We start from the raw sequence: 16,944 nt of genomic DNA, 5'->3' as shown, positions 1-16,944 counted from the left end.
ATGGGACGTAAACGATGAAAATCTATCATTTTAAATTAGCATTGACCGGACTGGCGGCATTATTGCTGTCGGCGTGTGCGTCCCTCCCTGAACAGTTAACATCGCAAAGTGAATCGGTAGTGACCGATTACACGATCTGGACTCAGGCAGATCCCGCCCAGAAAGGCGAGGCTCGCCTCGGTGGTGTGATCGCCAGTACCAAGAATTTAACCGACAAAACCCGCTTAGAAATCGTCAATTTGCCGATTGATGACGCGGGACGGCCAAGCTTAACCAGCGAACCGCAGGGGCGCTTTGTCGCTTACGTGAAAGGTTTCCTGGATCCGGTCACATTCGGAGAAGGCCGCCTGATCACGCTGGTCGGTACAACGGCTGAGCCCGAAAGCGGCAAAGTCGGCGACTTTGAGCATCAGTTTCCGGTGATGAATGCCAACGGGTACTATCTGTGGCGTGTCACGGAACGTGTGGTGATCGACGATACCGGACCTTACATGTTTCCCTGTCGCAACTTCTACTGCCGCCATTTCGATGATTTTCCACGCGATGGCCGGGTGATCCAAGAAGTTAAATAATGCTGCAGTCGCAAAGTTATGTTTTAGCCGAAGGACGCCTGGCGGCGATCGAAGTCGGCAATACAGAAGCGGCCGAGATATCGGTCGTTTTTTTACATGGCTGGTTGGATAATGCCGCCAGTTTTCAAACGGTTATGCAATCTTTGCATCATCTCAATCCCGATTGGCACCTCTGCGCAATCGATTTACCAGGACACGGGCTATCAGACCATAAATCTGGCCACAGTTTCTATCCATTTCACGACTATATTGACGATATTTACCAACTTTTGGCTAACTTTTCATCAAACAGACTGGTGTTAGTCGGCCACTCTCTTGGTGCTTTGATTTCAAGTTGCTATAGTGCCGCCTTTCCTGACCAAGTCGCAGGATTAGTTCAGATCGAAGGCTTCGGCCCACTCGCGGAATCTCCAGCCCTCAGTGTTGAGCGATTACGTCACGGTGTGATGAGTCGTCAACGCATCCGACGCAAACCAGAACGCGGTTATACCAGCTTTGAACAAGCACTTGAGCGCCGTGTCGCGGCCAATCAAGTTGCGGCTGAGTTACTCGCACCGATTGTTGAGCGGGGTATTGAGTGCGTGGACGACCAATGGCGCTGGCGGCACGACAGCAAGCTTAAGAGTGAATCGTTGTACCGAATGTCGTGGGAACACGCACAGGCAGTGTTGGAGCATATTCGCTGCCCGCAACGGATTATATTGGGCGATCAGGGTTTTCACCATTTGAAGCAAGATCGCCACATTTCGCCTAACGATCGTTTAGAGATGTTTACCATTTCTGGTGGTCATCATTGCCATCTTGAGCAGCCTTTACTCGTCGCAGAACTAATTTTTGGCTTAGTTAACAAAATTTAAACAAGTGTTTGGGTCTTTCGTGCTCAAGCACGTCGGCTGTGCTGTAATAGCGTTCATTCTAATAATGACAACAAGATACGCCAGTCAATTACGAGGAGTATTACTGTGGATAAACCTTGGCTCTCACGTTATCCAAGCGATGTACCGGAAACCATTAATCCCGACCAATATCTGTCATTGGTTGAAATGTTCGAACAGTCAGTGCACAAATACGCCGACCAGCCAGCCTTCATCAACATGGGCTCGGTGATGACGTTTCGCAAACTGGAGGAACGTAGCCGAGCGTTTGCGGCTTACCTGCAGAATGAACTGAAACTGAAAAAAGGCGACCGCGTGGCATTGATGATGCCTAACCTACTGCAATATCCGGTGGCGCTCTTTGGTATTCTGCGCGCGGGTATGATCGCCGTGAACGTTAACCCGCTATACACTCCTCGCGAACTGGAACATCAGCTCAACGATGCCGATGCTCGCGCCATCGTGATCGTCTCTAACTTCGCCAATACTCTGGAGCAGATCGTTGCCAACACGCAGGTTAAGCACGTCGTGCTGACCAGTCTGGGCCAGATGCTGCCGCGTGCCAAAGGTACGCTGGTGGACTTTGTGGTGAAATACGTCAAAGGCATGGTACCAAAGTATGACCTGCCGGGCGCAATCTCGATGCGTAAAGCGCTGCACAAAGGTCGTCGCCTGCAATACGTGAAGCCGTTTATGTCAGGCGAGGACATTGCGTTTCTGCAGTACACTGGTGGCACAACGGGTGTGGCGAAAGGAGCGATTCTGACTCACCGCAACATGGTTGCCAACGTGCTGCAAGCCAAAGGTGCTTACGGTCCTGTGCTACGCGAAGGCCGTGAACTGGTGGTGACAGCACTGCCGCTGTATCACGTATTTGCGCTGACCGTGAACTGTCTGCTGTTTATCGAAATGGGTGGCAGCAACCTCTTGATTACCAACCCGCGCGATATTCCAGGCTTTGTCAAAGAGTTGCAGAAACATCCGTTTACAGCCATCACTGGCGTAAACACGCTGTTTAACGCTCTGGTGAACAACGAAGATTTCCATGAGCTGAATTTCGCCAACATGAAACTCTCTGTGGGCGGCGGTATGGCCGTACAACGCGCGGTGGCAGAAAAATGGAAAAAGATCACTGGTGTCCATTTGCTCGAAGGCTATGGCCTGACCGAATGTTCACCACTCGTCACGGGTAACCCGTACGATCTGGCTGATTACTCCGGTGCTATTGGTTTACCGGTGCCTTCAACCGAAGTGCGTATCGTCGATGACGAAGGCAATGTGTTGAACTACGACCAAACTGGCGAACTGCAAGTGCGTGGCCCGCAAGTGATGCAGGGTTACTGGCAGCGTCCGGAAGCGACCAAAGAAGTCATCAATGAAGAGGGTTGGTTGTCGACGGGCGACATTGTGCGCTTTGACGAAAACGGCATGATTTACATCGTCGATCGCAAGAAAGACATGATTCTGGTGTCCGGCTTCAACGTGTACCCGAACGAAATTGAAGATGTGGTGGCACTGCATGGCAAAGTGCTGGAAGTGGCCGCGATTGGCCAGCCACACGAAGTGTCGGGCGAAGTGGTGAAAATCTACGTGGTCAAGCGCGATCCGAGCTTGACCAAAGATGAGCTGATCACGCACTGCCGTAAACACCTGACCGGCTACAAAGTACCAAAACTGATTGAGTTCCGCGAAGAACTGCCAAAAACCAACGTGGGTAAAATTCTGCGTCGCGTACTGCGCGAAGAGAACGATGCTCAGCTGGCTGAGCAGAAGAAAAGCGCATAACGCACATCAAATCAAAATGATGCTACAATGCCGGCCTAACCGTCGGCATTTTTTATTCCCAAGGGTCACCGATACCCGTAAGGGAGACACAAAGTGAGCCTTTTGTGAATTATCAGATAATTGATCAACTCAACGATTTAGAACGTGTGTGTGCTCTGGCGCGAGACGCAGACGTTGTCATGCTGGACACCGAGTTTGTCCGCACCCGTACCTTCTATCCGCAACTGGGCCTGATTCAGCTGTTTGACGGTGAAAACCTGTCGCTGATCGACCCGTTGGCGCTCGATGAGATGTCACCGTTTGTCGAGCTGATGCAAGATACTTCGGTACTCAAAGTGTTGCACGCGTGCGGCGAAGATATCGAAGTATTTAAGACCAGCTTTGGCTGTGTGCCGTTCCCAATGGTGGATACGCAAATTATGGCAGCGTTTCTTGGTTACGGCCTGTCCACAGGCTTTGCTTCGCTGGCCAATGATCTGCTGAATGTGGAACTGGATAAAAGCGAGTCGCGCACCGACTGGCTGGCGCGCCCCCTGTCGCAGAAGCAGCTTGAATACGCCGCAGCGGATGTGTTTTATCTGATGCCAATGTACGAACAGTTGCTGGAGAAAGTGATTCAGGCAGGCTGGTGGGAAGCGGCGCAGCAAGAATCTGAACTGCAAGTGGAAAAGCGTACCCGCACTTCCAACCCAGAGCTGGCGTACCTTGATATCAAAGGAGCGTGGCAGCTGAAACCGAAGGAACTGGCGATACTTAAACCTCTCGCAACCTGGCGTTATCAGGAAGCGGTGAACCGCGATCTGGCACTTAATTTCGTCATTCGTGAAAACGATCTGCTGACCATCGCTCGTCTGGCTCTGCGTAGTCCGAAACGCATGGAAGAAGAAGGCATCGATCCGCATGCGATTCGTCGTCACAGCACCAAGATGATAAACATCGTTAAAGCCGCGCAGCAGACCCCGCCAGAGCAGTACCCGGAGAAAATCGTGCCGCTGATGGACTATCCGGGTTACAAACAGCTGTTTAAAAAGCTGAAAGATGAAGTGAAAAATGTCTCGCAATCATCCGGATTGGCGACGGAGTTTCTGGCTTCCAAGAAGCAGCTCAACCAATTGTTGAACTGGGTATGGAACAAAGATAAAGATCCGGAAAAATTGCCGGATGTGATGCAAGGCTGGCGCCTGCCTCTACTGGGCGAAAAGCTGGAAAAACTTGTTTAATCTGCAAAACCGGTCATCAGGCCGGTTTTTTGTTGTCAGCTTGCAGGAAAAATCAGTAAATGTGAGTTTACATCCGTTTTTGGTATGAATCTGGTTGATTATTATTTGTCTCTGGGGAGGCATGCCATAATGGGGGCTGGTAACGGACAACGTCATAAAAGGAATCCAATGACAGCGACGCAATATCTCAACGATTTAAACCATCGTTATCTTCATCTTCATCGCGTTAAAGAAGACTTTTTCTGGGATACGTACATGGGCATCAGCGATGACCATGACGGTTCGACTCAGGCGCAAACCGAGTGGACGCAATTTCTCAGCGCCGGTGAACAAATTCAGGCCATTCGCGACCAAATTACCGTTGCGCAGGCGATTACCGACGAGCAGGAAAAGCGCAGCACTCTGGCCGGGTTGGAAGGCTGGCTGGCGATGTTTGAATCGCACGCGCTGGAATCGGCAGCCGCGCAGCAACTAAAAGCCAAGCTGATTCAGTTTGAAGCGGATCTGTTTGAGAAAAAACAGAAGCACCCACTGTATTACACCAATGAGCAAGGTGAACAGATCGAAGCCTCTCTGGTGACGCTGGCGGCGACCATCCGCACCAGTGATGTGGAAGCGGTGCGTCAAAGCGCACATCAGGCGCTACTGGATTTAGAGCAGTGGTTGCTGCAAAACGGCTTTATCGAACTGGTGAAGATGCGCAACGAATTTGCCCGTACGCTCGGTTATCGCACTTTCTTTGACTACTCAGTAGCGAAGAAAGAGAAGATGACCAGCGATGAGCTGTTTGCCATTCTGGATGATTTTGAAGTGCGCACACGTGACAGCCATCAACGCAGTCTAAGTGCGCTCGCGGCAGAGAAAGGGGAGCAAGCGCTCACGGGCTATAACTTCATCTTCTCGTTTGCCGGCGATGTAATGCGCGACTTAGATCCGTATGTGCCGTTTTCTCGTTCGCTGCGCCGTTGGGTAGAGTCGTTTGGCCGCCTGAATATCGATTATTCTGGTGCAGAGCTGACACTGGATCTGCTTGATCGTAAAGGCAAATACCCGAACGGGTTCTGTCATGGCCCGATCCCGTCGTTTTACGATCAAGGTCAGTGGGTGGCGGCTAAGGTGAATTTCACCAGTAACGCGAAACCGGATCAGATCGGCAGTGGCTACGATGGTATCAATACACTCTTCCACGAAGGCGGCCACGCGGCGCACTTTGCCAACGTGAAACTGAATGCACCGTGCTTCTCTCAGGAGTTTGCCCCAACTTCGATGGCGTACGCCGAAACGCAATCCATGTTCTGCGACAGCCTGCTGACCGATGCCGACTGGCTGAAAACGTATGCCTTCAATGCTCAAGGTGATGTGGTGCCGGATGACGTCATCAAAGCCATGGTCTACAGCCGTCAGCCATTCAAAGCTTACGAAGAGCGCAGTATTTTACTGGTGCCTTACTTTGAACGTGCTTTGTATGATTTGAGCGACGATGAACTTACGCCTGGGCGCATTACTGCGTTGATGCGTGCCACTGAGCAGCGCATTATCGGCCTTGAGTGCAGCCCGCGCCCGCTGCTGGCGATCCCACACTTGTTGTCAGATGAAGCCGCGTGTGCCTATCACGGTTATTTGTTGGCACACATGGCGGTTTACCAGACACGTGCGTACTTCCTCGATAAGTTTGGTTATCTGACCGATAACCCGCACATAGGTCCGCTGCTGGCGAAGCATTACTGGCATGATGGCAACCAGGTGTCGCACAACGAAACCATTGTTCGCCTGACGGGTGAAGGGTTTAACGCCAAGTATTTAGCCGACATGTGTAACCAGTCTGCAGAGCAGGCGTGGCAAAGTCAGCTGAAGAAAATTGAAGGATTGTCTGCGCGTCAGCAGGCACCTGTCGCGTCACTCAATGCGACTATTCGCGTCGTGGATGGTGCGAAGGAGCTGGCGAGCAACCAAGAGTCTGATGAGCAGATGTGTGAGCAGTTTGAGGCGTTCATCGCTGAGCACTACGGCTGTTAACGAAATCACGCACTCTCACAACGAAAAAGAGCCGACTGAGTCGGCTCTTTTTTTTACTTTTCGTCGTCCGGTAGCTTGACGTTCAGCTCCAGCACGGAGATGTCGTCATCTTTGTGCTCGAATGACAACTCAACCATGCTCGGGTCAATCGCGACATACTTGGCAATCACTTTCAGAATGTCTTCTTTCAACTGAGGCAGGTAAGTCGGTGCCGGATCGTTCTGGCTGCGACGTTCTGCAACGATGATTTGCAAACGCTCTTTGGCGAGGCTGGCTGATGTTTTCTTCTGTGGTCGGAAAAACTCAAGTAATGACATTAAACTCTAGCCCCCAAAAAGTCGTTTAAAGATGCCTTTCTTCGGCTCGGTCAGGAAGCGGAACTCCACGGTTTGGCCCAATAGGCGTTCAACGGTGTCGTCGTAAGCTTGGCCTGCATCGGACTGTTCGTCAAAGATGACCGGCACGCCTTTGTTGGATGCGTTCAGTACGGCCTGGCTTTCCGGAATGACACCCAGCAGCGGCACATGCAGAATTTCTTCAACATCTTGTACGCTCAGCATGTCACCCTGAGTAACGCGAGCCGGGCTGTAGCGGGTCAGCAGCAGGTGCTGTTTCACAGGTTCCATGCCTTGCTCAGCGCGCAGCGATTTCGAATCCAGAATGCCAAGGATACGGTCAGAGTCGCGCACGGAAGAGACTTCAGGGTTGGTGGTCACAATCGCTTCATCGGCGTAGTACAGCGCCATCAGCGCGCCTTGCTCGATACCTGCTGGTGAGTCACAGATGATGAAATCGAAGTTCATCTCTTTTAGTTCATTCAGCACGCGCTGCACACCATCTTTGGTCAGTGCATCTTTATCGCGGGTCTGCGAAGCCGGAAGAATGAACAGGTTTTCGTTGCGTTTGTCTTTGATCAACGCCTGGTTCAGTGTTGCTTCACCATTGATGACGTTTACGAAGTCGTACACGACGCGGCGTTCACAGCCCATGATGAGATCAAGGTTACGCAGACCGATATCGAAATCGATCACCGCAGTTTTCTTACCTTTCAGCGCTAAGCCTGACGCGATTGCGGCGCTGGAGGTCGTTTTACCTACACCGCCTTTTCCTGACGTAACGACAATGATGCGTGCCATTTAATAATTTCCTTTCGAATTTTAAATTGTGAGTATTTCAAAATGGAGTGACTCTTCAGTCATGCTGAGCATCACTTTCTTCTGCCAGAACTCACTTTCAATCTGATCGCTCAGCCAGTAGTTTCCAGCGATGGATACCAGCTCAGCTTGTAAATCATGACAGATAATTCTTGCTTCTTTTTGACCACTGGCACCGGCAATCGCCCGGCCGCGCAGTGTGCCGTGAATATGAATGGAACCATCGGCAATCACTTCCGCACCCGGGCTGACGTGATTGAGGATCACCAAATCGCCATCTTTGGCGTACACCTGCTGCCCGGAGCGGATCGGTGTACGAACGATTTTGGTTGGCGCCATTTTCGCAGGCGCTTTGGTCGGGCTGTTGCTAGCGGTCATGACGGCAAAACCCGCTTCTGATGCCAGCGACTGACAGCGTTTATCTTTGCAACCCGTGACACCGACCGGGATCAATCCCGCGTCGCTGATGCCATTTTTCAGGGCCAGAAAGTCGATGTCGCCATCCACTTTCGAAATATTGATCACCACCGGAGCGTTGGCGAAGAACGCCGGAGCCTGCGAGACTTTCTGTTTCAGAAACTCGACAGTACTGGCGATTTGATTGTCAGAAAGGTGTAAAACTGACAAAGTAAAACTACTACCTTTCAGGTCAGGTGTATTAGACATCGTAACGTTGACCTCAATAAACTCTTGGCTGCATAAGAAAGAGCGTTGCCCGAGACTAGGGAAGTCATGTTATATTCAGCGCCTAGGCGCAGCAAGTTATCTTGCGGTCAAATGAGTGATTTAGGCTCAATTTTAGTAAAAGTTGACCATTTATAGACAAATTCAGCCGGAAGGCGGATTAAAGACAACAAAAGGCTTCTCATGCTTTGTTCTATCTACAAAAGTTCTAAGAAAGACGGTACCTATCTCTACATCCCGAAACGCGATGATTTTTCACAGGTCCCTGACACTCTGATGCAGATGTTCGGTAAACCTGTGTTCGTTATGCTGGTGAATCTGGAAAAGCGTCAGTTAGCGCAGGTTAATGTGGATAACGTCAAAGCGTCGCTGGAAGAACAGGGTTTCTTCTTGCAATTGCCGCCGCCTCCAGAGAATCTGTTAGAGAAATACAAAGAAGAAAAAGCTCAGCGCAAATCCTGAGCGGGATGACTCGGGGAGGGCATCTTGAAAAAATTATTGTCAGTTATTCTGGGATTAACCCTTTCAACGCCGGTTCTGGCGAATGAAATCAGCTTTGAACAGTACGTGGAAGGCCTCAAACAACAAGCGCGTCAGGAAGGGATTTCTGAACAAGTGCTGACCGATGCCTTTTCCGATGTGGAGTACAAACCTCGTGCCGTGGTGGCGGATCGCAATCAGCCAGAGAAAAAGCTCACTCTGGATGAATACATTCCGCGTGCTGTGCCTGAGTGGAAAGTGAACCAGGCGCAGGCACTGTACGAAAAGCATTACGATGAACTGCAACGCATCGGCAAAGAGTACGGCGTGCAGCCGCGATTTATTGTGGCGTTATGGGGCGTGGAAAGTAACTTTGGCGCGCACATGGGTCGTTACAGCGTGATTGATGCGTTGTCGACCATGGCCTACGAAGGTCGCCGTGAAGAATTTTTCCGTAAGGAAACCATGGCCGCACTACAAATTCTGCAGCAGGGCCACATCAAAGCCGATGAAATGAAAGGTTCATGGGCTGGTGCGATGGGTCAGTGCCAGTTTATGCCAAGTTCCTTTTTGGCGTTCGCCGCCGATGGTAATGGCGATGGCAAGAAAGACATTTGGGGTAGCAAAGAAGATGTGTTTGCTTCCACGGCCAACTATCTGAGCCAGTCCGGGTGGGATGACAAGTACACCTGGGGACGCCAGGTGAAAATTCCGAAAGGGTTTGATCACGCGCTGGAAGGTCGCCAGGCCGAGAAAGGCAAGTTCCTGCAAGAGTGGAGCAAACTCGGTGTTACCCGCTACGACGGTAAACCGCTGCCCAAGCTGGATGACGACATCAAAGCCTGGTTGATCATGCCGGACGACGAAAGTGGCCGTATTTATCTGGTGTACAACAACTACAATGTACTGATGAAGTGGAACCGCTCGTATTACTTTGCGCTCGCGGTCAGTCACTTAGCCGACCGAATCAAATTTTAACCACTAAGGGCTCTGCAGAGCCCTTAATTATATCCCCCCACACTGCAAGAGGATTAATTTGCGGTGTACTAAGCCAAATCAGGAGTTGCTGTGTTAGCAGACCGGGCCAGTCAGATGGTGATGTTCGCTGCGCTGATCAAACATCAGAGCTTTACCGCCGCTGCGCGCAATTTAGGCGTGTCGGTGTCGCACGTCAGTAAACAACTGGCACAACTCGAAGCCTCGGTGGGCATTAAACTGGTTCAGCGCACCACGCGCAGTTTTACGGTGACGGAAGCTGGTGAGTTGTTCTATCGCCATTGTGAGCAGTTGGTTGATTTGGTCAGCGATGCCGATAATGAGCTGATTAACCAGCGTGAGGAAGTCTCTGGCCTGCTGCGTCTGGGGTTGTCGCAATCCTTTGGCTCGCTGCATGTATTGCCTGCGCTTGAAGAACTGCGTCAGCAGTATCCGAATTTGCAGGTCGAAGTACATCTGTTCGACTACAAAATCGATATGCTGAGCGAAGGGCTCGATTTGTGGATCACCAGTAACGAACATCTGCCGGAAGGCTATATTGCCCAGCGCCTCGCGGACTGCAAGTTTGTGGTGGCCGCCTCCCCGGATTATCTGTTGCATCACTCCACACCGCAGACACCGAACGATCTGTTGGATCACAACTGCCTCATCTATCGCAGCTGGGATCGAGACTACACGCGTTGGGCGTTCCGTAACCGTGAGCAGCAACTGAGCATTAAAGTCTCCGGCAACTATTCGGTCGACTTGGCTGAAGCGGTGCGTGATGCCGCGGTGTCAGGGTGGGGGATTGCGTATCTGGCCACCTATCTGATCCGCGATGAATTTCGCAGTGGCAAACTTATTCAACTGCTGCCGGACTGGCAGGCCAGCCAGAATATGCCTTTCTATGCCGTTTATCCCAGTCGCCAACATCTGCCTAAGAAAACCTCGGCCGTGATCGAGTTTCTCAAACAGAAAATTGGTGAACCGTGTTACTGGGATACCCAACTGGAACCCTATGTTCGCCTGCCATCGTTGTGATGGATTGTTTCTTGTTTTCAAAACATTTTTTCCATTTGGAAAAACAACTCAATAGCAAACGTTTAGTCACCGTTAAATCAATGGGTTATGAGTAACGTGGAATGGAATGCGTTTCTGAACACAGCTGATTAACAAACCCGAGTTGCGCACACGTTTTCCTGCTATACAATCCGACGCCTTTCCTGTTCCCCTTTTATTTGGATGGCGTTATGTCTTCTCTTATTGGTGTTGTGGCAATTCTGGTCATTGCCTGGTTACTTTCTACAGATAGAAAAAATATTCAGCTGCGCACAGTGGCGCTGGCGTTTGCTCTGCAAGTGATTTTTGCGTTGTTGGTGCTGTACGTACCCGCGGGTAAAGAAGTGCTGCATGCGGTGACCGAAAGTGTGTCGAAGCTGATCAACTATGGCCAGGAAGGCATTGCGTTTATTTTTGGCGGCATTGCAACCGGCAGTGTTGGTTTTGTGTTTGCCGTAAACGTGCTGGGTATCATCATTTTCTTCTCGGCGCTGATCTCCGGTTTGTACCACATCGGCCTGATGCCGAAAGTGATCAATCTGATTGGCGGCGGCATTCAGAAACTGCTGGGTACTGGCCGTGCTGAGTCACTGTCAGCGACTGCGAACATTTTCGTCGGGATGGTCGAAGCGCCGCTGGTGGTAAAACCTTACCTGAAGCAAATGAGCGATTCGCAATTCTTCGCAGTGATGACCTGTGGTTTGGCATCGGTTGCGGGTGGCACGCTGGTGGGCTATGCATCGCTGGGTGTGGATTTGAGCTATCTGATTGCGGCCGCGTTTATGTCTGCACCAGCGGGTTTGCTGATGGCCAAACTGCTGGTACCAGAGCAGGGTACGGTCGACGTTCAGGTTGAATCGCACGAACTGGATCTGCCGCAAGCGACTAACGTGGTGGAAGCTGTGGCTGACGGTGCGATGTCCGGTGTGCGTATTGCCGTAGCGGTGGGCGGGACTTTGCTGGCGTTTGTCAGTGTGATTGCGCTGCTGAACGGCATGTTGGGCTGGGTTGGCGGACTGTTTGGTATCGAACTGAGTTTCCAACTGATTCTGGGCTATCTGTTCGCACCACTGGCTTGGCTGATTGGTATTCCATGGAACGAAGCCATCACGGCAGGTTCGCTGATCGGTAACAAGATTGTGGTGAACGAGTTTGTCGCCTTTATCCAATTGATGGATGTGAAATCGCAGCTGAGCGCACATTCGCAGGCTATCGTAACCTTCGCGCTGTGTGGCTTTGCCAATATCTCCAGCATGGCAATTCTGATTGGTGGTTTGGGCAGTCTGGTCCCTGAGCGTCGTAGCTTCATCTCCAAATACGGTTTTCGCGCGATCGCCGCTGGCGTTCTGGCGAACCTGATGAGCGCTTCGATTGCCGGCGTGATTCTGTCACTGTAAGTGCTTTCTTAAGCTAAAAAGAACCCCAGCCTAGGCTGGGGTTTTTGTTTTTGGAACTTGCTAAACAGCATCACTTATTGGTGTGGTACTGCTCGCAGGCCAGCATGGTGTTTTCAATCAGGCTGGCAACGGTCATTGGGCCAACACCACCCGGAACCGGCGTAATGAAGCTGGCGCGAGTGCGAGCTACATCGTATTCCACATCGCCAACCAGTTTACCAGTGTCGAGACGGTTGATACCGACATCGACCACGATCGCGCCTTCTTTGATCCACGCGCCAGGAATGAAATTCGGCTTACCGACCGCGACCACCAGTACATCAGCCTGACGGACGTGATGTTCCAGATCTTTGGTAAAGCGATGACAAGTTGTCGTCGTACAGCCGGCCAGCAGCAGTTCCAGTGTCATTGGGCGACCGACAATGTTCGAAGCGCCCACGATGACCGCGTGTTTGCCGCGCAGCGGAATGTTGTAGCGATCCAACAGCGTAATGATGCCTTTTGGCGTGCAAGAGCGCAGCTTAGGAATGCGCTGAGCCAAACGACCGACGTTGTAAGGATGGAAACCATCGACGTCTTTTTCCGGAACGATGCGCTCCAGCACCTGAGTGGAGTCAATGCCGGCAGGCAGAGGCAGCTGAACCAGAATGCCGTCGATTTCCGGATCGTTATTCAGTTGATCAACCAGAGCCAACAGTTCGTTTTCGGTGGCGGTTGCCGGTAAGTCAAACGACTTAGAAACAAATCCCACTTCTTCACAAGCGCGGCGTTTACTGCCCACGTAGACCTGAGAAGCCGGGTCTTCACCCACTAAAACCACAGCCAGACCAGGTGCGCGCAGCCCTGCTTGAGTGCGGGCCTTAACACGGGCCGCAACCTCGGAACGTACTGTCTGAGAAATGAGTGTTCCATCAATATTTTGAGCAGTCATGACTTTCCTTACACATTCGTAGTGAAAATTTTTGCGCGCATTGTCGCAGATATTTTGAAGAACATCTATAAGCAAACGTTTGCTTTGTTCTGTTTTTCAGCACTTATTGTCTGAGTGACAAAATTTTGGTCATTTGAAACATAATGTTAGACAAAGCCGTTGATTTACCCTCTCTAACTCGTATAATCCTCTCCCTGTAGCGCGCCCTTAGCTCAGCTGGATAGAGCACGTCCCTTCTAAGGATGTGGTCGTAGGTTCGAATCCTACAGGGCGTGCCATTTATTCCAAGCCTCAGCAGTTTCTGCTGGGGCTTTTTCGTTTCTGGCGCTCCATTGGTGAGCATATTGTATACCTGCTTCAACGAGAAATGTGTCGCTACTATCACTTCGTTTTGAGAGTAAGGTGCGAGTCGCTTTGGATTCGAGGGACAGTTTGAGTATTACTACTCACTGGTGGCTTTAAATCAGAATGTTTTCTCCACTGAGTGATAGAAATAAGAAACCCCACCGAAGTGGGGGTGATTTGCCGAAAATGAACTAGGCCTCGTCGGCAGGGAGCAAGAACAGCCCTCTCGGGTTGAACTCGAGATAAGCGTGTTTGGTCAGATCCTGGCGAAATTGGGCTGAGTTCAGTTGCAGCAGCAGCTCCTGATCGTGCCATTTGACCGTGACTTCATACATTGAACCCATGTACGCGTATTTGAGTACCTCACATGCCTGGCTGTTTTCGCCCTGCGTACTCAGGGAAATGGCTTCCGGGCGAACACCAATCTGATATTCTCCCTTCGCTTTGCCTTGCGTCGCCTCTGGGTCGGCATCAATCGCGTAACCATGAATGTGAATACGTTCACCGTCGAAATGGCCCTGAAACAGATTCGCTTCACCCATAAAGTTCGCCATAAACATCGATTTCGGCGACTTGTAGAGCTCTTGCGGCGATCCAATCTGCATGATCTCCCCGCTTTTCATCACGATCACCGTATCCGATACCGCAAAGGCTTCAGCCTGATCGTGCGTGACATACAGCGAGGTAATGTCGAAACGTTGTTGCAACTCGCGAATGGTTTCACGCATGCTGCGGCGCAGGTTGGCGTCCAGGTTACTTAAGGGTTCGTCGAATAACAGCACTTTGGGTTTGAGTACCAGAGCCCGGGCGAGGGCAACGCGTTGCTGCTGGCCACCGGAGATCTGATCGACAAAGCGCTCACCCATACCTTCCAAGTCGACGATTTTCAACGCTTCATCGACCCGCTGGCGAATTTCTTCGGCCGGAAGTTTGAGCATTTTTAGCCCATACGCCACGTTCTCATTCAAGGACATATGTGGGAAAAGGGCGTACGACTGAAACACCATACAGATGTCGCGCTGCTGAATGGAACGTTCCGTCACATCCTCACCGTCGATAAAGATTTGGCCGCTGGTGGGTTTTTCCAGTCCGGCCACCAAACGCAGCACAGTTGTTTTACCGCAACCCGACGGACCGAGCAGGGTCACCAGGCTGCCTTTCTTAATTTCCAAATCCAGATGACCGATCACGGTATTGTTACCGAATCGCTTGCAGATGTTTTTCAGTACAACGAAGTTTTGTTTTTCCATGGTGACATCTCCTAGGAATCTTGGTTGGTGGCTTTGGAGCGGGAAATTCGAGCTTCACCGACCAATAAATCAAACAACAGAATGATGGCTAACATCACCACAATCAGGACAGAGCCATACGCAATGGCAATCCCGTATTCACCGTCTTCGACGCGGTTCAGTATGTACGACGTGGCAACACGGGTTTCCGGGGTAACCAGAAAGATAATCGCGCTTACCGTCGTCATCGCACGCACAAAGCTGTAGACCAGTGTCGACAGAATCGCCGGGCGCAGCAGTGGCAGGATGATGTGACGAATGGTTTGCAGGGAACTGGCGCGCAGGCTCAATGACGCTTCATCAAGTGATTTATCGAGCTGACCAAGTCCGGCGATACCGGAGCGAATGCCCACCGGCACGTTACGCATCACCATCGAGATCACCACAATTGCCGCGGTGCCCGTCAGGTAAATAGGCGCATCGTTAAACGCCAGAATATACGACACACCCGCCACGGTGCCCGGAACGGCAAAGCAGAGCATGGTCGAGAATTCGATGACCTTTTTACCGTAGAACTGCTGACGAACCACTACATACGCAATCAGCAAGCCGAACAGGGCGGTGATTGGCGCAGCGACACCTGCGTAAATCATGGTCGTGATGAGTGACGGCCAGGCACCATCAGACATGCCGTTGCCAAACAGGTTGAGGTAGTTTTGCAGTGTGAGCGTGTAATCCACCCCCCAGTTCACGGTGAAACTACCAAAGAAGATGCTGCCGTACAGAAGCACGTTAAACACCATCCAGACATACAACGTCAAGGTGACGCCCAGTTTGAGTGACGCTGGCATATCCTGCACGTCGCCACGATAGGCTTTGCCGGAAATCGTGACGTAGGAACGTTGCCCAATCCACAGATACTGGACGACAAAGATGGCCAGAGAGAACAGCAGCAGGACAGAACCCAGCGTACTGGCAGAGGCATAATCGAGCTGTGCTCCGGCGATGTAGAAGTAGATTTGGGTCGCCAGAACGTCAAAGCTTCCGCCCAGCACCAACGGGTTACTGAAATCGGCCAACGACTGCACGAAAATAATCAGGAACGAGTTAGCGAGCGCCGGTTTCAAGAGCGGAATAATGATGCCAAAGAATGTCTGATAACGGTTGGCTTTCAGCGTGTAAGACGCCTCTTCCAGTGACGGATGGAGGGATTTGAGGGCGCCATCCAGAATCATGAACGACATTGGCGCAAACGCGAGAACCTGAGCCAGCCAAATGCCGGTAAAACCATATAACCAGTTGGTTTTTTGCAGCCCGAACCAGTCCACCATCAATTCAGTGATGTAACCAGAGCGACCCAGCATTAAGGTCACGCCGAGTCCGACGATGAACGGCGGGGTCACGATGGGCAGAATGGAAAACACGCGGGCAATAAACGCCGACCGTTTGGCGATGCGCGTGGTGTAAATGGCGAAGATCAAACCAAAGAACGTGGCACCCACCCCCACCGCAATACCCAGAACGATGGAGTTGCGGATCACCGACAGGGTATGAGATTGCGAGAGAATCTCCATAAATTGCCACGCGGTCCATTGGCCCATCTCATCTTTGAACATCGGCAGAAAAATCGCGATGCTTGGAAAAATAATGAAAATGGCAATCAGCAAAATAATGCTGATGAGCGACCCAATCACAAAATGGTCGCCGCCCAAATATTCAAGGCGGGCGAAAGCCGTGGTCATGACAGCGCCAAGCGCAATAAACAGCAAGATGGTGGAATAACCCAAACCCTGATGCGCCAGCCAGGAGCTGATCAGTATCACCAGCATGCACAGCGCGGAATAACCAATATCCAGGTAATGGCGGACTTTGTGCTGACGTCCTGCGGGTTGCAATGGGCGAACAATCAGAAGCAGAGGCAGGCTGAACCAGAGCCAGGAAATATTGACAGAGCTCCAGCCCATCGCGTCGTAAAACTCGTCTGCGGTCGATTCAAACAGACCATAGTCCAAAGCAAAGGATGGCAGAAGGATAAAGCTAAACACCATCACGCCAAGCCAGTAAAAAACGGCATCGATGCGCCGTGGCTGGCTGGTCGTGAGGTTCAAAGCCTGAATTCGCTCGTTCATGTTGGAACCTTTTTTTGAGCTGCACTCAGCCTGCCCGCCAGAACCAGCAGACTGAGTGTCAGGTGATGAAAGCCGTCAGAGGACGGTCAGAAA

At 51.3% G+C, this 16,944-nt stretch carries 15 protein-coding genes and 1 tRNA gene; 10 read left to right on the top strand and 6 right to left on the bottom strand.

Features of this window, described 5'->3' with window-relative positions; genetic code table 11:
• Positions 1-14 precede the first annotated feature (14 nt).
• From LGV68_RS06145 to LGV68_RS06125, 5 genes are all read left to right on the top strand, one after another.
• Positions 15-572: a Slp family lipoprotein gene (locus LGV68_RS06145; protein ID WP_252536388.1), complete on the top strand. Its 558-nt coding sequence runs from the start codon at positions 15-17 to the stop codon at positions 570-572.
• Positions 572-1,429 carry an alpha/beta hydrolase gene (locus LGV68_RS06140; protein WP_222791353.1) on the top strand — a complete coding sequence of 286 codons (858 nt, stop codon included), beginning with the start codon at positions 572-574 and terminating at the stop codon, positions 1,427-1,429. The genes LGV68_RS06145 and LGV68_RS06140 overlap by 1 nt, the downstream gene beginning before the upstream one ends.
• Before the next feature lie 105 nt (positions 1,430-1,534).
• Entirely contained in the window at positions 1,535-3,232 is a 1,698-nt protein-coding gene (gene fadD, locus LGV68_RS06135) for a long-chain-fatty-acid--CoA ligase FadD (RefSeq protein ID WP_020327870.1), read from the top strand.
• A gap of 104 nt (positions 3,233-3,336) precedes the next feature.
• The gene (rnd, locus tag LGV68_RS06130; protein ID WP_061056698.1) at positions 3,337-4,452 is read left to right on the top strand and encodes a ribonuclease D; all 1,116 of its coding nucleotides are present in this window, start codon (positions 3,337-3,339) and stop codon (positions 4,450-4,452) included.
• A gap of 168 nt (positions 4,453-4,620) precedes the next feature.
• Entirely contained in the window at positions 4,621-6,468 is a 1,848-nt protein-coding gene (locus LGV68_RS06125) for a M3 family metallopeptidase (protein WP_252536387.1), read from the top strand.
• A gap of 53 nt (positions 6,469-6,521) precedes the next feature.
• Here LGV68_RS06125 and minE read toward each other — a convergent pair whose 3' ends face one another.
• Genes minE through minC form a run of 3 tightly spaced genes read right to left on the bottom strand, consistent with a single transcriptional unit; the run spans position 6,522 to position 8,288 of the window.
• Positions 6,522-6,785 (bottom strand): cell division topological specificity factor MinE, encoded by a 264-nt coding sequence (minE, locus tag LGV68_RS06120; RefSeq protein WP_004726580.1) that lies wholly within the window; start codon positions 6,783-6,785, stop codon positions 6,522-6,524.
• Between the two features lie 6 nt (positions 6,786-6,791).
• Positions 6,792-7,604: a septum site-determining protein MinD gene (minD, locus tag LGV68_RS06115; protein ID WP_020327867.1), complete on the bottom strand. Its 813-nt coding sequence runs from the start codon at positions 7,602-7,604 to the stop codon at positions 6,792-6,794.
• A gap of 21 nt (positions 7,605-7,625) precedes the next feature.
• Complete coding sequence (gene minC / locus LGV68_RS06110; RefSeq protein WP_020327865.1) at positions 7,626-8,288, bottom strand: septum site-determining protein MinC; 663 nt, start codon at positions 8,286-8,288, stop codon at positions 7,626-7,628.
• A 201-nt stretch (positions 8,289-8,489) separates the two neighbouring features.
• Here minC and LGV68_RS06105 point away from each other — a divergent pair, with 201 nt between their 5' ends.
• The 4 genes from LGV68_RS06105 (at position 8,490) to LGV68_RS06090 (ending at position 12,217) form a co-directional block, all read left to right on the top strand.
• Positions 8,490-8,768, top strand: a complete 279-nt coding sequence (locus tag LGV68_RS06105; protein ID WP_020327863.1) for a YcgL domain-containing protein — start codon at positions 8,490-8,492, stop codon at positions 8,766-8,768.
• A gap of 24 nt (positions 8,769-8,792) precedes the next feature.
• On the top strand, positions 8,793-9,764 hold the full coding sequence (locus LGV68_RS06100) for a lytic murein transglycosylase (RefSeq protein ID WP_024373147.1): 972 nt from the start codon (positions 8,793-8,795) through the stop codon (positions 9,762-9,764).
• A gap of 90 nt (positions 9,765-9,854) precedes the next feature.
• Positions 9,855-10,802 (top strand): LysR family transcriptional regulator, encoded by a 948-nt coding sequence (locus LGV68_RS06095; RefSeq protein WP_222769589.1) that lies wholly within the window; start codon positions 9,855-9,857, stop codon positions 10,800-10,802.
• 209 nt (positions 10,803-11,011) lie between these two features.
• Positions 11,012-12,217: a NupC/NupG family nucleoside CNT transporter gene (locus LGV68_RS06090; RefSeq protein WP_024373149.1), complete on the top strand. Its 1,206-nt coding sequence runs from the start codon at positions 11,012-11,014 to the stop codon at positions 12,215-12,217.
• Between the two features lie 70 nt (positions 12,218-12,287).
• Here the strand turns inward: LGV68_RS06090 and folD are convergent, their stop codons facing one another.
• On the bottom strand, positions 12,288-13,148 hold the full coding sequence (gene folD / locus LGV68_RS06085; protein WP_020327859.1) for a bifunctional methylenetetrahydrofolate dehydrogenase/methenyltetrahydrofolate cyclohydrolase FolD: 861 nt from the start codon (positions 13,146-13,148) through the stop codon (positions 12,288-12,290).
• Between the two features lie 201 nt (positions 13,149-13,349).
• On the opposite strand from folD, the gene LGV68_RS06080 reads away from it, so the two are divergent.
• Positions 13,350-13,426, top strand: a tRNA-Arg gene (locus LGV68_RS06080).
• A gap of 258 nt (positions 13,427-13,684) precedes the next feature.
• Here LGV68_RS06080 and fbpC read toward each other — a convergent pair.
• Both fbpC and LGV68_RS06070 read right to left on the bottom strand, forming a co-directional pair.
• A complete protein-coding gene (gene fbpC, locus LGV68_RS06075; protein ID WP_252536386.1) occupies positions 13,685-14,743 on the bottom strand; it encodes a ferric ABC transporter ATP-binding protein in 1,059 nt (352 codons plus the stop codon).
• 11 nt (positions 14,744-14,754) lie between these two features.
• Positions 14,755-16,851, bottom strand: a complete 2,097-nt coding sequence (locus tag LGV68_RS06070; protein ID WP_208563498.1) for an iron ABC transporter permease — start codon at positions 16,849-16,851, stop codon at positions 14,755-14,757.
• Positions 16,852-16,944: the final 93 nt, after the last annotated feature.

The organism is Vibrio sp. LQ2 (assembly GCF_023920125.1).
GTDB lineage: Bacteria > Pseudomonadota > Gammaproteobacteria > Enterobacterales > Vibrionaceae > Vibrio > Vibrio fluvialis.
The sequence above is the reverse complement of the archived record's forward strand: the minus strand, read 5'-3'. Positions and strand labels throughout refer to the sequence as shown.